This window comes from Streptacidiphilus sp. EB129 (assembly GCF_041262645.1).
Taxonomy (GTDB): domain Bacteria; phylum Actinomycetota; class Actinomycetes; order Streptomycetales; family Streptomycetaceae; genus Streptacidiphilus.
Map to the genome: position 1 here is coordinate 20229 of NZ_JBGCCS010000012.1, position 15184 is coordinate 35412.

Genomic DNA, 15184 nt, shown 5'->3' on the forward strand with positions numbered 1-15184 from the left:
CGACCGGCGGGCCGGTCAGTCCGGGGGGCAGAACCGCCCCACGATCCGGGCGAGGTTCACCCCGTAGCCGACTCCGAAGGCGTGCGGGGTGAACAGCGCGTCGCTCTGCGGGTCCCAGTACTCGGCCCGCAGCCGCTGGAGCGTCGGCGGCCGGAAGTCGTAGGGCAGGCCGATGATGCGGCCGTGCCAGGTGCGCTCCGCCGCAGGCTGCCGCAGTTCCTTCGCCACGGCGGCACCGACGAGCGCGCAGCCGACCAGTATGACTGCCCGGTTGAGGTTCTTGTTGCGGGTACGAGAGGTCATACCTGGACGCTAGGCGCCTTCGCCCGTCCGGAAAAGAGCCGAACGGCTGGGTGACACCGCGGGTGTGGTCGGGCGCAACCCTGTGATGAAAAACTTTGCTGAAATTCGCAGAAAGAGCTTCCAGGGGCCTTGTCGGCGGGTGCGAGTGGTGGCACTGTCATGCCCGCACGGGTGCAGTGGCCCCGGGGCGGGTCCCGGTGTCGCGGGCAGCCGTCACCGCGGACGAACCCCCCACCCACTGCAACCGCCCCGGAGCCGCAGATGCACCTCTTCCCCCACGCGCCCGCAGCCCGCAGACCGCGCAGAGCGCGCGCACTACGGGCCGGCCTCGCCTCGGCCGCACTGGTGGCGGCCACCCTGCCGCTCAGCCTCGCCGGCGGCAGCACCCCCGCGGCCGCCTCGCCGCCCGGTGGCGGCAACGACGTCATCGCCAACCTGTTCCAGTGGAACTGGAACTCCGTCGCCTCCGAGTGCACCAACGTCCTGGGCCCGGACGGATACGGCGCGGTGCAGGTGGCACCGCCCGAGGACTCCATCAGCATCGCCGGCCACCCCTGGTGGGAGGTCTACCAGCCGGTCGACTACAGCCTCAACAGCCGGATGGGCAACGAGTCCCAGTTCACCGCCATGGTCAACGCCTGTCACGCGGCCGGCGTCAAGGTCTACGCGGACACGGTCATCAACCACATGACCGGCCAGGGCAGCGTCTCCTACGGCGGGGTGACCGGCTTCAGCAAGTTCGACTACCCGGGCCTGTACTCCACCGCCGACTTCCACAACTACCCCAACGACTGCCCGGAGTCGGACGACCAGATCCACAACTGGAACGACTACACCGAAGTCACCGAGTGCGAGCTGTCCGACCTCTCCGACCTGCGGACCGAGTCCGACTACGTGCGCACCCAGATCGCCGGGTACCTCAACCACCTGCTCAACGACGGCGCCGACGGCTTCCGCATCGACGCCGCCAAGCACATCGGCGAGACCGACCTGGCCGCGATCGAGGCCAAGCTGACCAAGCCGGCCTACATCTACCAGGAGGTCATGCCCGGCGGCACCGGCCAACTGGCCCCGAGCGCCTTCGAGTCGACCGGCGACCTGCTGGACTTCACCTACGGCACCAGCATCAAGAGCCAGTTCACCGGCAGCATCGCCAACCTCAAGACCTTCGGCCAGTCCTGGGGCATGGAGCCCAGCAGCAAGGCGGTCGTCTTCGTGGCCAACCACGACACCGAGCGCAACGGCTCCACCCTCAACTACAAGAACGGCGCGACCAACACCCTGGCCACCGAGTTCGAACTGGCCTGGGGATACGGCACGCCCCAGGTCTACTCCAGCTTCGACTGGACCAACAGCGACGACTCCCCGCCCGCCGACGCCAACGGCTACGTCACCAACACCAGTTGCGGCAGCGGCTGGGAGTGCCTGGACCGCAACCAGGGCATCACCGGCATGGTCGGCTTCCACAACGCCACCAAGGGCCAGACCATGGCGAACTGGTGGGACGACGGCAGCAACGCCATCTCCTTCAGCCAGGGCGGCAAGGGCTGGATCGCCCTCAACAACGAGTCCGCCACCCTCAACCGCACCTTCAGCACCGGTCTGCCCGCCGGCGCCTACTGCGACGTCATCCACGGCCGGGCCGCCTCCGGCGGCGGCTGCACCGGGCCGGTGGTCACCGTCGACGCGAACGGCAACGCCAGTGTCGCCGTCGCCCCCACGGACGCGGTCGCCATCGACGTCAACAGCCCCTGCGCCGGCAGCACCTGCAGCCAGACCGGCCAGGTCTCGACCACCTTCGACGAGTACGCCACCACCTACTACGGCCAGAACGTGTACGTGGTCGGATCCATCCCGGCGCTGGGCAGCTGGAACACCGCGCAGGCGGTGCCGCTCTCCTCGGCCGGGTACCCGACCTGGTCCGCGACGCTCACCCTGCCGGGCAACACCAGCTTCGCCTACAAGTACATCAAGAAGAACCCCGACGGCACCATCACCTGGGAGAGCGACCCCAACCGCTCCTCCACGACCCCCGCCTCAGGGTCCGTCACCCTCAACGACAGCTGGCGCTGACCCGAGCAGGCACCACACCCGCACACCGCGCGGCCGAGGGATCCTTCCCCCGGCCGCGCTCTCTTTCTTTCTCCGCCATGGCACGGCACGGCCCGGCTCACGTACAACGCGTCAGCGACAACGTTGCCAGAAAGCGGGCGCGTGCGCTACCCGCCTGTCGGCGAGTCCCGTGCGGTCGCGGGGCACGCGCTGCGATGCCCCTCGTCGGCCGGGTCCCGGCCCGAAAGGGCGGTCCGTGTACGGGTGGTGGATCGGCCGCAGATGGTTCTGACCGAAGCCTTGACAGTGGTGGACGGGCCGTGAGTTCATGCCACCCATGGCAACGTTGTCTTCTTCAGAAGTGGCAGAACCGCTGCTCGACGCACGCGGGTTGAGAAAGACCTACGGGCAGGTGGAGGCGCTGCGGGGGGCAAATTTCACCGTGTACCCGGGTGAGGTGGTGGCACTGATCGGCGACAACGGCGCCGGCAAGTCGACCCTGGTCAAGAACCTGGTGGGCGCGGCCGTTCCGGACAGCGGGGAGATCCTGCTGGACGGCAAGCGGGTCTCCTTCAACAGTCCCAGGGACGCCCAGCTCCTCGGCCTTGAGACGGTCTATCAGGACCTGGCGCTGGCCGCGGACCTGGACGCGGCGGCCAACCTGTTCCTGGGCCGGGAGCAGGTACGCAAGGGCCTCCTCGGCGCCTTCGGCGTGCTGGACAAGCGTGGGATGAGGGAGCGGTCGGTGGCCGCGTTCGCCGAACTCGGGGTCCAGCTCAAGGACATCGACGCCCCGGTGGCGACCCTGTCCGGTGGCCAGCGGCAGAGCGTGGCCATCGCCCGGTCCGTGGCCTGGGCCTCGCGGGTGGTGTTCATGGACGAGCCGACCGCCGCACTGGGCGTGGTGCAGCGCGAGCGGGTCCTCGACCTGATCCGGCGGGTCCGTGACCGGGGCATCTCCACGGTTCTGATCAGCCACAACATGCCCGAGGTGCTCTCGGTCGCGGACCGGGTCGAGGTGCTGCGGCTCGGTCGGCGGGTCGCTCGGTTCAAGGCTTCGGAGACTTCCCTGGAGGAACTCGTCGGCGCGATGACCGGAGCGCTGGAGCACGAGGAGGAGGCAGCATGAGCGACGCACGCGAGGAGACGGTGGCCGTCCCGGCGCAGGCGCCCACGGCCGAGGCCCGCCGGCCGCAGCAGCTCGTACCGGCCGCCGCGCGGCTGCGGCAGCTGGCGCGCGGTCAGAACACGCTCTGGACCTTCCTGGTGCTGCTGGTGCTGGTCGCGGTGTTCTCGGTGCTGAGCCCGGACGCGTTCGCCACCAGCTTCGAGTTCAGGAGCATCGCGATCGAGTCCTCGATCCTGGTGGTGCTGGCGGTCGGGCAGACCTTCGTCATCGTCACCTCCGGGATCGACCTGTCGGTCGGGTCGGTGCTGATCTTCTCCGGGGTGGTCGCGGTGAAGACGATGAACGCCCTGGACTCCAGCCCCGGCGCCGGATGGTGGGTGGTCGTGGTCGGCGCCCTGGCGGGCATGCTCGCCGGCCTGGCCTGGGGGGTGTTCAACGGGATCTGGGTGGCCAAGGCCAAGGTGCCGCCGCTGATCGTGACCCTGGGCACGCTCGGGATGGCGCTCGGCTTCGGCCAGGTGCTCACCCACGGGGTGGACGTCGGGAACATTCCCAACTCGCTGGCCGACTCGATCGGCAGCGGCAGCGTGCTGGGAGTGCCCTGGCTGATCGTGGTCGCGGTGGTCGTGGTCGCGGTGGCCGCCCTGGCGCTGAACACCACCCGCTTCGGCAGGTACACCCGGGCGGTGGGCTCCAACGAGGAGGCCGCCTCGCGGGTCGGCATCCGGGTGGACCGGCACCTGATCAAGGTGTACGCGCTGTCCGGTCTGCTGGCCGGACTGGCCGGTGTGCTCAACCTGGCCCACTACAGCAGCACCACGCTGACCAGCGGCGCCCAGGACAACCTCAACGCCATCGCGGCGGTCGTGCTGGGCGGCACCAGCCTGTTCGGCGGTGTCGGCACAGTGATCGGCACCGTCATCGGTGTCTTCATCCCGGCGGTGCTGCAGAGCGGATTCACCATTCTCCAGGTCCAGTCCTTCTGGCAGACGGTGGCGGTGGGCGCGGTGCTCATCCTGGCCGTCTACTTCGACCAGCTCCGACGGCGCAGACGAAACAACAGATGACCCCGCGTCAGGCCGGTGTCACGGACGGCGGCCGGACGGCGGACCCAACCGAGGAGGAAGTCACTTGCACACCAAGGTTCTTGTCACCGGCGCGACCACACTGCTGATACTCGCGGCGGCCACCGGCTGCAGCAGTTCGGGCGGCTCGGGCGGTTCCGGTTCCGGTTCCGGCGGCGGTACGGCGGCGGGAAAGAGCATCACCTTCGTGGCCGGAAAGACCGGCGACCCCTTCTACATCACCATGAAGTGCGGCGCGCAGGCCGAGTCGCAGAAGCTCGGCGTGAAGTTCACGGCGACCGGTTCGGCGGACTGGAGCGTGCCCGAGCAGGTCTCCTCGGTGAGCAGCGTCACCGCGTACCACCCCAGCGGGGTGCTGATCTCGCCGGTGGACCCGAACTCGCTGGAGGGGCCGATCCGCACCATGCAGGGCAACGGCACCAAGGTCGCGATCGTGGACACCAGCCTCACCGACGCCTCGATCGGGGTCACCCACATCTCCTCCAACAACTTGCAGGGCGGCGAGAAGGCCGCCGACACCATGGCCGCGCTGGTGAACAGCACCGGCGAGGTGGTGGTGCTCACCCCGGACCTGACCACCACGACGACCAACGCGCGCATCCAGGGCTTCAAGCAGGAACTCGCCGCGAAGTTCCCGGGCATCAGGATCGACGATGTGCGCCAGGTCGGCGACACCGCGCAGGGAGCCGCCTCTGCGGTCAGCGACGAACTCTCCGCCCACCCCGCGCTGGTCGGCATCTTCACCGCCAACTCGCAGACCGGTGAAGGCGTCGGGACCGGTCTGAAGAACGCCGGCAAGCAGGGGAAGATCAAGGTCGTCTCGTTCGACGCCGGACCCCAGCAGGTCGCCGCGCTGCAGAGCGGCGCGGTGGACGCGCTGATCTCCCAGGACCCCTACGGCATCGGACAGCAGGCCGTCGACCAACTGGTGGCCTCGCTCACCGGCAAGCCGGTCACCGCCACCATCCAGACCGACCTGGCCAGCATCACCCGGGACAACGCGGCCAGCCCCTCGGTGGCCCGCTTCCTCTACAAGACCGACTGCGGCTCCTGACCCACTGCCGTTCCTGACCCACTGCGGTTCCTGATGCCGGGGGCCCGCCACCGGCGACCGGACCATCCGGCCGCGGCGGGCCCGACCGGGCCCAACCGGTCCCTGCGCCGACCCCTCCCACACCGACGCACCCGACAGCCTCACCCCACACCGTCACACCCCACACCGTCACACCCCACACCGTGGACGGCTGCTGCCGTCCCGCCCCTCAGAGGTGGTCACGTGTCCCGCCCCACCAGCGCCGCCCGACGGCGCCCACGCGTGCTGCTGCTCGCCGCAGCGGTCTTCGCGGCGCTCGCCCTGTCCCCGACCGCGCAGGCCCAGACCGCGCCCGCCCATACCGCGCCCGCCCAGAGCATGCCGGCCCTGCCGGCTGCGGCGGCCGACCCCGCCGCCCTGGTCGACACCTTCGCGGGCACTGGAAGCGGTGGCCAGGTCGTCGGCCAGGTCGACACCTTCCCCGGCGCCGACGCGCCGTTCGGCATGCTCCAGTGGAGTCCTGACACACCGTCACGCCCGCCCGGTGGCGGTTACAACTACGCCGACACCAGCACCACGGGCTTCAGCCTGACCCACCTGTCGGGCCCGGGCTGCTCGGTGGCGGGTGACTTCCCGTTCCTGCCCGTCACCGGGGCGTTGCCGGCGGACCCGGCGTCCGTCACCGCGTCCTTCGACCACGCCGCCGAGACCGCCCACCCCGGCTCGTACGCGGTCACCGCCGGGGGAGTGCGCACCCAACTGGCCGTCACCGCCCGCGCCGGGGTCGGCAGTTTCACCTACCCGCGCACGGACCAGGCCAGGATGCTGGTCAAGGTCGCCGACAGCGCCAACGGCAGCTCCGCGGCCGCCTTCCAGACCGTGGGCGACCGCGAGATCACCGGCACGGTGACCAGCGGCCACTTCTGCGGCCAGCCCGACACCTACACGGTGCACTTCGACGCGCGCTTCGACCGCCCGTTCACCGCGTCCGGAACCTGGGGCGGTCAGACCGCCGCCACCAGCAGGGTCTCCGCCGGAAGCACCGGGATCAGCGTCACCGGCCGACAGCAGCCCACCAAGCGGCAGTCGACCGTCAACGGGAAGTCGTCCTCGGCTTCGGCCACGCAGGGCGGCGGGGTGGTGGCCGGCGGCTGGCTGACCTTCGACACCCGCAGCAACCCCGTCGTCGGCATGCAGGTCGCGGTCTCCTACGTCAGCGTGCAGGGCGCGCGGGCCAACCTCGACGCCGAGGCGCACACCTGGAACGTCGGCACCGTGGCCGCCGAAGCCAAAGCCGCCTGGAACAGCGAACTGCGCAACGTGGAGATCCACGGCGGCAGCGCGTCGCAGCAGGCGACCTTCTACACCGCGCTCTACCACGCGCTGCTGGACCCCAGCACCTTCAGCGACGCCGACGGCCGCTACCCCGGCTTCGACGGCGCGGTGCACCGCATCGCGCGCGGCCATGTGCAGTACGCCAACTTCTCCGGTTGGGACATCTACCGCTCCGACATCCCGCTGCTGGCCATGGTCGAACCCCGGCGCACCGGTGACATGGCCACCTCGTTGCTCGACGACGCCGACCAGATGGGCGGCTGGCTGCCCAAGTGGCCGGTGGCCAACGGCGAGAGCGGCGTGATGAACGGCGACGCCGCCGATCCGATCCTGGCCGACGTCTACGCCTTCGGCGCCACCGGCTTCGATGCCGCGCACGCGCTGCGGACCATGGTGCACGGCGCCGAGTCGACCGGCGGCGCGCCGGGCCAGGGCTGGTACGTGGAGCGCCCCAACCTCGCCGCCTACCTCAGCCGCGGATATGTCCCCAACATCGGCTCCGACTCGATCAGCCCGGTGCCCAACGGCGCCTCGGAGACCCTGGAGTACGCACTCGACGACTTCGCCGTCTCCCAGCTGGCCGCGTCCCTGGGCCAGGGTTCCACCGCGACCCGCTTCCTGGGACGCTCGCAGAACTGGGCCAACCTGTTCGACACCGCCACCGGCTACGTCCGCCCCCGTGACACGGACGGCGCCTTCCCCACCGGGCCGCCGGTGCAGACCACCGGAGGCTTCGGGCAGAGCGGTTTCCAGGAGGGCAACGCCGCGCAGTACACCTGGATGGTGCCGCAGAACCTGTCGGCGCTGATGCGGGGCATGGGCGGCGACCAGGCCGCGGCCGCGCGCCTCGACGACTACTTCACCCAGCTGAACGCCGGCCCGGACCTGCCCTACCACTGGCAGGGCAACGAGCCGGCCTTCGACACCCCCTGGGCCTACGACAGCGCCGCCCAGCCCTGGAAGACCCAGTCCACCGTGCGCGCCATCATGGACCAGCTCTACCCGCTGGGCCCCGGCGGCGAGCCCGGGAACGACGACCTCGGTGCCATGAGCTCCTGGTACGTGTGGGCGGCGCTGGGCGTGTACCCGCAGACCCCCGGTGTCCCCATGCTCGTCGTCGGCAGCCCGCTGTTCCCCCAGGCGGTCATCCACGAGGGGCAGGGCCGCAGCCTGACCATCAACGCCCGGAACGCGGGCGACACCTATGTGCGGAGCCTGGCGGTCGACGGCCACGCCTCCACCCACACCTACATCGACGCCAAACGGACCAGCCGGCTCGACTTCACCCTCGGCACCACCCCCGACACCCACTGGGGCACCGCGGCGAGCGACGCCCCGCCGTCCTTCGGTGCCGGTCCGGTGCGCTTCCCGCCGACCACCCGCGCGGCGGTGTCCGCCGCTCCGGGACAGGTCCGCACCGCGCCGGGCAGCGGCACCACGGTGAACGTCACGGTCGACAACACCGCGGGCACCACCCCGGCCACGGTCACCTGGAAGGCCACCGCCCCCGCCGGGCTGACAGTGACTCCGGCCGGTGCCACCGTCACCGTCCCGGCCGGTCGGAGCGCCACCACACCGCTGGCCATCGCCGCATCGGCGACCGCGACCACCGGCTACTTCCAGGTCGCGGTGAGCTCCCGGGCCGCGAACGGTGCCGTCATCCAGGGCACCGCGCTGCTGGTCACGGTGGCGCAGCCGGGCCAGAACATCCCGACCGCGTACGTCTCCAACTACAGCGACAACACGGTCACCCCGGTGGACACCAGGACCCACAACGCCGGTCCGCCGATCCCGGTCGGCAGCGGCCCCGACGGCATGACCACCGCCGCCGGACACCTGTTCGTCGCCAACAACAACAGCAATGACGTCACCGTCGTCGACACCACGACCAACGCGGTGAGCGCCACCGTGAAGGTGGGCAACACCGCGGCCGACGTCGCCGCCACCCCGGACGCCAAGACGGTGTGGGTGAGCAACTTCGGGGACGGCACCGTCCAGCCCATCGACACCGCCACCCTCACCGCGGGTGCCCCGGTCAAGGTCGGCAGTCAGCCCGAGCGGCTGGGCGTCCGTCCCGGTGGGGCCGAGCTGTGGGTGGTGAACCAGGGCGACGGCACCGTGAGCACGGTCGACCTGGCCACCCGTACGGTGACCCACACCATCGCGGTGGGCGCCGCCCCGTTCGGCGTCACCTTCAACGCGGACGGCAGCCGCGCCTACGTCACCAACAACGGGGCGGGAACGGTGTCGGTGATCGACACCGCCGGCTACCAGGTGACGGCGACCGTCACCACCGGAGCCGGACCGCAGTACGCGAAGGTCTCCCCGGACGGGAAGGTGGTGTACGTCGCCGACAGCGGCGCGGGCGGCATCACCCCGATCACCGTCGCCACCGGTACGGCGGGCCCGCTGATCCCCACCGGGTCCGGCGCGTACGCGGTGGGCTTCAGCCCGGACGGCGGCACCGCCTGGGTGGTCGACAGCAATGTGAACGACGTCCGCCCGATCACCGTCGCCACCGGCGCGGTCGGTGCGGCCGTCACCGTCGGCAACGTGCCCGACGGGGTGACCGTCACCGGCTGACCTCCCGTCGCCGCCATCGCACTCCTGCCCGGCACGCCGATCCCCTACGGCGTGCCGGGCAGGTCCGGCGGTGGGGGTATTGGTGTCAGCGCCCGTAGTCGTCCTCGATGCGCTCGATGTCGTCCTCGCCGAAGTAGTCGCCGAGTTGGACCTCGACGAAGACCAGGTCCTCGGCTCCGGTGTTCTGCACCCGATGGACCGCTCCGGCGGCGATCGACACGGTGGAACCGGCCAAGACCCCGGTGGCCAGGCCGTCCAGGGTCACCGTGCCCTGGCCGCGGACCACCACCCAGTGCTCACTGCGCCGCTCGTGGCGCTGGTAGGAGAGCCGGGCACCGGGGTGCACGACGATCTCCTTGAGCTTGAGACGGTCGTCCTCCTTGAGGACCACGTAGTGGCCCCAGGGGCGGTCGGTGCGGCGGGCCAGTGCTGGATCACTCATCGGAGCCTCACTATGCATCGAAGTTCCCACCAGATAGACAACGTTGTCATTAATGATAGCGGTATCCACTCACGCACCGCGCCGTCCCGTCGGGAATCCGCTGCGATCCGGCTGCGGGACGTCGCCGCCGGCTCCGTGACCTGCGGAACGAGTTACAATCCGGCCACGTTGTCCGCAGTCCTGCTGCGCGTCCCCCCATACCTTCACGAGACCGTGCCGACGTCACCGGCATCCGGAAAGGCGGCATCCGATGCCGGATGAGGCAAAGCGGCCCGCGGCCACGGCACGCCCGACGATCAAGGACGTGGCGGCCGTCGCCGGGGTCGGCTTCAAGACGGTCGCCCGGGTCGTCAACGGCGAGCCCGGCGTCAAGGAGGCCACCGCGGAGCGCGTACGCAAGGCGATCGACCAGCTGGGGTTCCGCCGCAACGACGGTGCCCGGCTGCTGCGGGAGGGCCGCCGTACCAGCAGCATCGGGCTCATCCTGGAGGATGTCTCGGACCCCTTCTACTCCCAGCTCAGCCGGGCGGTGGAGGAGGTCGCCAGGGCACATGGCTCGTTGCTGTTCACCGGCTCGTCGGCCGAGGACGCCTCCCGTGAGCGCGAACTCGCGCTGGCCCTGTGCGCCCGCCGGGTGGACGGCCTGATCGTCGTGCCCACCGCGGCGGACCACGGCTACCTCGCCCCGGAGGTGGCGGCCGGCACCAGCGTGGTCACCGTCGACCGGCCGGTGGCGGGCCTGGACGTCGACACCGTGCTCTGCGACAACGCGGGCGGCAGCCGGACCGGAGTGGAGCACCTGCTGCGCCAGGGGCACCGCCGGATCGGCTACCTCGGCGACTCGGAGAACATCTTCACGGCCGCCGAACGACTGCACGGCTATCGCGGCGCCATGGCGGACGCCCGGTGCCCGGTGCAGGACACCTGGGTGTCCATGGGGCCGCCGGACCTGGTGCACATCCGGCTGGCCCTGGAGCGGATGCTCGTCGGCCGCTGGCCGGTCACCGCCCTGATGTGCGGCAACAACCGCACCACCGTGGCCGTCCTGCGCGAACTGGCGGCCCTGGACCGCCATCCGGCTCTGGTCGGCTTCGACGACTTCGAACTCGCCGACCTGCTGAGCGTTCCGGTGACCGTGGTGGCCCAGGACCCGGCGCAGATGGGCCGCACCGCCGCCGAGCTGCTCTTCCGACGGATCGAGGGCGACCGCGGCCAGTCCCAGCGGATCACCATGCCCACCCGGCTGCTCCCGCGCGGCTCCGGCGAGCAACCGGCCTGAAGGCGTCGACCGGACCCGATCGGGGCGCCGGGGGCCAGGCGGTGGGCGCCGGCGCCGGGGCGTCGGATGCTGGGCGGTGGGCGGTGCGGGATCAGGTCACCGCGACGAGGCCGAGCTCCTCGGTGGCGAGTGCCGCCGCGCCCACCAGCCCCGCGTGGGTGCCCAGCGCGGCCTCATGGACCGTCAGGCCGCGGACGAAGCCGAGCGTTGCGAAGGCGTCGAGCTGCTCCCTCAGCGGGTCGAAGAGCACGGCGCCCGCCTGGGCGACCCCGCCGCCGATCACCGCCATCTGAACCTCCGTCAGGGCCGCCGTCGCGGAGATGCCCGCGGCCAGCGCGCGGGCGGCTCGTTCGAACGCCGCCACGGCGATCGGGTCACCGGCTCGTGCCGCCTCGGCGACCGCCTGGGCGGACGCGGTCCCCGCGTCGGGCCGCCAGCCGCTGTCCACCGCCCATCTGGTGATGGAGGGTCCGCTGGCGTACAGCTCCAGGCACCCCCGCGAGCCGCACGGGCACCGCTCGCCGTTCAGGTCCACGGTGATGTGCCCGATGTGCCCGGCGTTGCCGGTGGACCCGAGATACAGCTTCCGGTCCAGGATCAGGCCGCCGCCGACTCCGGTGGAGACGACCATGCACAGGGCCGCCTCGGCCTCCCGGGCCACCCCGAGCCAGTGCTCGGCGGCCGCGATGGCGACCCCGTCCCCCGCCAGCGCCACGGGCAGCGGACCCACCAGGGCTTCCACCCTTCGGGTGAGGGGGAACCCGCGCCAGGCCGGGATGTTGACCGGACTGACCTCGCCCCGGCGGCGGTCGACCGGTCCGGCGCTGCCGATGCCCACCGCGCGGACCCGAGGCCACAGCGGCGAACGCTCCAGCTCGCCCAGTACCCCGGCCACGGCTCCCATCACGACCTCCGCGCCCTGGGCCGCCGGTGTGGCGCGACGCACCTGCTCCAGCAGCCTGCCGCCGGAGTCGACCAGCGCTCCCGCGATCTTCGTGCCGCCGATGTCCAGTGCGGCGATCAGATCCCGACGGGGGCAGCCACCGGACGGCTCGGCGCCGGACGGTACGGCGCCGAGGTCGTGCGCGGGGCTGGGGACATGGTTGTTCGCGCTGCTGCTCGTCATCGCCGGGCTCGCTTCATCCAGGGCTGCTGTCGTACCTGCTGCCACCCGGTCGGCGACCGGGGCGGGGCGTGGTGGCGAGCTGGCGCCCGCCATGAGTTGACAACGTTGTCTTCCCTAGACTAGCAGGAACCCGCGAGTCGGAGGGCGGCCGTCACCCGCCCGGCCGAGGAGCGCAAGAATGACACCTTGGTTGCCAAACTAGGAGGATGGATGACATCTTAGGTGTCATGAATGACGCCTTCGACACCGTCAGTTTCGAGACCGAGGACGGCTTCCTCGCCTACCGCGACACCGGCACCGGCCGGCCGGTGGTGCTGCTGCACGCCTTCTTCGCCGACCACACCATGTGGGACGACCAGGTGCCGGCCCTCGCCCGGCACTACCGGGTGATCGCCCCCGACGCCCGCGGACACGGCGGGTCCGCCAATGCGAGCAGGCCGTTCCGCTCGACCGACGACCTCGCCGCACTGCTGCGCCACCTCGACATCGGCCCGGCGGTCCTCGTCGGCGTCTCCATGGGGGCGATCACCGCGGTGGACACCGCACTTGAGCACCCCGACCTGGTGCACGCGGTGGTGATCAGCGGAGGCAGCGTGCCGACATTCCAGTTCGGCGAGGGCTGGGCCCGGGACGTCCAGGCCGCTCAGGCCGCCGCGCTGGCCGCGGGCGACATGGAGGGCTGGATGGACGCGTTCGTGCTCTGGGCGGTCGGCCCGCACCGCAAGCCCGACGACCTGGATCCGGACGTCCTGCGGCGCATTCGGGAGATGGCCTGGCGAACCCTGGTCAAGCACACCGCCGACGAGCCGAACCACCACATCCCCGTGCCGGACACCGCGAACCGCGCGGCGGAGATCACCGTCCCCTTCCTGGCCGTCAACGGCGCCCTGGACACGCCCGAACTCGCAGGCATCGCCGCACACTTCGCCCGCACCGTCGCCAACGGCCGGGTGACGACCATCGACGACGCCGGCCACTACCCCAACCTGGAGCAGCCGGACGCGTTCCTTCGGGTCATCGAGGATTTCCTGCAGATCGTGAACGCCGAGGTGGACCCGGCTCACGGCGGGAGGGGCTAGCAGGGCGGCTCCGCGGTCGAGACGTCCACGTCGTCGAAGAGCTCCAGCATCCGGCTCAGCACGCGGACGCAGGTGGCGACCTCCGCACCGGTGAGGTCGCCACCCGCCTGGCGCAGCAGCGCGTGCTCGCGGGCGGTGACGGCGGCGACCGCCGCGCGGCCGTCGTCGGTCAGGCGGATCAGCGAGGAGCGCTGGTGCGCGGGGTTCGGGATGCTCTCCACGAACATGCGCGCGGCGGCGTCGTTGACCATGCGCTGCACGAACTGACGGCTCAACGACTGGGCGCGGCCCATCTGCGGCACGGTCATCGGTCCGTGCTCGCGCAGCAGATCCAGGACGGCGCGCATGCCGACGGAGATTCCCTGCGTGGCGTCCTGCTCGATCTTGCGCTGGACGCGCCGGTACAGCGGTCCGACGAGGGCGAACACCCCCATCAGCTGTTCCGGGAGTTCGTCGGGGGAGAGGGGGCGCTCGGTGCTGGTGTCGGTCTGGGCCATAACCTCATGATGACACCCAAGGTGCCATAGATCCAAGAATATGACACCGTGGGTGTCGCATCGGGCCCCCTGCGTTCACGCCGACAGGGAGTGACCGCCGTCGGCATCCTCCACGCAGGCTGCGGCGAGCTCATCCAGCGAGAGGTCCAGTGCGTGGGCGAGGGCGGCCACGGTGAAGAAGGCCGGGGTCGGGGCCCGGCCGGTTTCGATCTTGCGGAGCGTCTCTGCGGATACCCCGGCCGCCGCTGCCACGTCCACCATGCTGCGGTCGCCGCGGGCCCGGCGGAGCAGGGCCCCGAAGCGCTCTCCGCGTTGCCGCTCCTGCGGACTCAAAGGAACTCTCACCATGCCTGTGATACTAATACCGGTATAAGTATTGGGTAGCACCGCATGGCGGGGAGTGGCGACACATGGTGGAGATCAAGACCGACACGGCGCTGGAGGCGATGCGTGAAGCCGGACGCGTCGTGGCCCACGCCCTCGCGGCCGCACGGGAGGCGGCAGCCGTGGGGGTTCGCCTGCGCGAGCTCGACGAAGCCGCGCGCACCGTCCTGAACAGGGCCGGGGCGCGCTCCCCGTTCCTGGGCTACCAGCCCTCCTTCGCCCCCACGCCCTTCCCGGCGGTGATCTGCGCCTCCGTCAACGACGCGCTGGTGCACGGCATCCCCGACGACTACCGCCTTCGCGACGGCGACCTGGTCAGCATCGACTGCGGAGCCGAGCTCGACGGCTGGACCGGCGACGCCGCGATCAGCTTCACCGTCGGCACCGCCCGTCCCGCCGACCTGGAACTCATCGCCGCCACCCAGCAGGCGCTGGACGCCGGTATCGCCGCCGCGACGGTGGGCCACCGCATCGGAGACATCTCCCACGCCATCGGCACCGTCGCCCGCAGCGCTGACTGCGGCATGCCGGCCGACTTCGGCGGCCATGGCATCGGCCGCCAGATGCACGAAGACCCCCACGTCTCCAACCACGGACGACCCGGCCGCGGCTTCCCCCTGCGCCACGGCCTCACCCTCGCCATCGAACCCATGCTGATGGCCGGAGGACGCAACGACTACCGCACCGACCCCGACGGCTGGACCCTCCGCACGATCGACGGCAGCCGCGCCGCCCACATCGAACACACCGTCGCCATCACCCAGGACGGCCCCCGCATCCTCACGCTGCCGTGACCTCGCATTCCGCGCAGCGCTGTGGCGCGGCCACCGGGCCGTCCGGGAGCGTGACATCCGCAG

The 15184-nt window shown here is 71.1% G+C and carries 13 protein-coding genes; 8 read left to right on the forward strand and 5 right to left on the reverse strand.

Annotated elements, in window-relative coordinates; translation table 11 throughout:
* Nucleotides 1-15: 15 nt before the first annotated feature.
* Nucleotides 16-303 (reverse strand): DUF5808 domain-containing protein, encoded by a 288-nt coding sequence (locus ABH925_RS16780; protein ID WP_370148660.1) that lies wholly within the window; start codon nucleotides 301-303, stop codon nucleotides 16-18.
* Nucleotides 304-564: 261 nt separating this feature from the next.
* On the opposite strand from ABH925_RS16780, the gene ABH925_RS16785 reads away from it, so the two are divergent.
* From ABH925_RS16785 to ABH925_RS16805, 5 genes are all read left to right on the forward strand, one after another.
* Entirely contained in the window at nucleotides 565-2376 is a 1812-nt protein-coding gene (locus tag ABH925_RS16785) for a carbohydrate-binding module family 20 domain-containing protein (RefSeq protein ID WP_370148662.1), read from the forward strand.
* A 340-nt stretch (nucleotides 2377-2716) separates the two neighbouring features.
* A complete protein-coding gene (locus ABH925_RS16790; RefSeq protein WP_370148664.1) occupies nucleotides 2717-3484 on the forward strand; it encodes an ATP-binding cassette domain-containing protein in 768 nt (255 codons plus the stop codon).
* Nucleotides 3481-4551: an ABC transporter permease gene (locus ABH925_RS16795; RefSeq protein ID WP_370148667.1), complete on the forward strand. Its 1071-nt coding sequence runs from the start codon at nucleotides 3481-3483 to the stop codon at nucleotides 4549-4551. The genes ABH925_RS16790 and ABH925_RS16795 overlap by 4 nt, the downstream gene beginning before the upstream one ends.
* A 64-nt stretch (nucleotides 4552-4615) precedes the next feature.
* On the forward strand, nucleotides 4616-5623 hold the full coding sequence (locus ABH925_RS16800) for an ABC transporter substrate-binding protein (protein ID WP_370148669.1): 1008 nt from the start codon (nucleotides 4616-4618) through the stop codon (nucleotides 5621-5623).
* A 222-nt stretch (nucleotides 5624-5845) separates the two neighbouring features.
* Complete coding sequence (locus ABH925_RS16805; RefSeq protein WP_370148671.1) at nucleotides 5846-9520, forward strand: GH92 family glycosyl hydrolase; 3675 nt, start codon at nucleotides 5846-5848, stop codon at nucleotides 9518-9520.
* A gap of 85 nt (nucleotides 9521-9605) precedes the next feature.
* Here ABH925_RS16805 and ABH925_RS16810 read toward each other — a convergent pair whose 3' ends face one another.
* The gene (locus tag ABH925_RS16810) at nucleotides 9606-9962 is read right to left on the reverse strand and encodes a phosphomannose isomerase type II C-terminal cupin domain (RefSeq protein WP_370148673.1); all 357 of its coding nucleotides are present in this window, start codon (nucleotides 9960-9962) and stop codon (nucleotides 9606-9608) included.
* A gap of 250 nt (nucleotides 9963-10212) precedes the next feature.
* Here ABH925_RS16810 and ABH925_RS16815 point away from each other — a divergent pair, with 250 nt between their 5' ends.
* Nucleotides 10213-11241, forward strand: coding sequence for a LacI family DNA-binding transcriptional regulator (locus tag ABH925_RS16815; protein ID WP_370148676.1), 1029 nt, complete (start codon nucleotides 10213-10215; stop codon nucleotides 11239-11241).
* A gap of 91 nt (nucleotides 11242-11332) precedes the next feature.
* Here ABH925_RS16815 and ABH925_RS16820 read toward each other — a convergent pair whose 3' ends face one another.
* Entirely contained in the window at nucleotides 11333-12367 is a 1035-nt protein-coding gene (locus ABH925_RS16820; RefSeq protein ID WP_370148678.1) for an ROK family protein, read from the reverse strand.
* Nucleotides 12368-12594: 227 nt separating this feature from the next.
* On the opposite strand from ABH925_RS16820, the gene ABH925_RS16825 reads away from it, so the two are divergent.
* Nucleotides 12595-13446 (forward strand): alpha/beta fold hydrolase, encoded by an 852-nt coding sequence (locus tag ABH925_RS16825; RefSeq protein ID WP_370148680.1) that lies wholly within the window; start codon nucleotides 12595-12597, stop codon nucleotides 13444-13446.
* Here the strand turns inward: ABH925_RS16825 and ABH925_RS16830 are convergent.
* Nucleotides 13443-13943 carry a MarR family winged helix-turn-helix transcriptional regulator gene (locus ABH925_RS16830; RefSeq protein ID WP_370148682.1) on the reverse strand — a complete coding sequence of 167 codons (501 nt, stop codon included), beginning with the start codon at nucleotides 13941-13943 and terminating at the stop codon, nucleotides 13443-13445. The two genes, ABH925_RS16825 and ABH925_RS16830, sit on opposite strands and share 4 nt — an antisense overlap.
* Nucleotides 13944-14018: 75 nt before the next feature.
* Nucleotides 14019-14291 carry a helix-turn-helix domain-containing protein gene (locus tag ABH925_RS16835; RefSeq protein ID WP_370148685.1) on the reverse strand — a complete coding sequence of 91 codons (273 nt, stop codon included), beginning with the start codon at nucleotides 14289-14291 and terminating at the stop codon, nucleotides 14019-14021.
* Nucleotides 14292-14353: 62 nt separating this feature from the next.
* Between ABH925_RS16835 and map the strand changes: the two genes are divergently transcribed.
* Nucleotides 14354-15121, forward strand: coding sequence for a type I methionyl aminopeptidase (gene map / locus ABH925_RS16840; protein WP_370148687.1), 768 nt, complete (start codon nucleotides 14354-14356; stop codon nucleotides 15119-15121).
* Nucleotides 15122-15184: the final 63 nt, after the last annotated feature.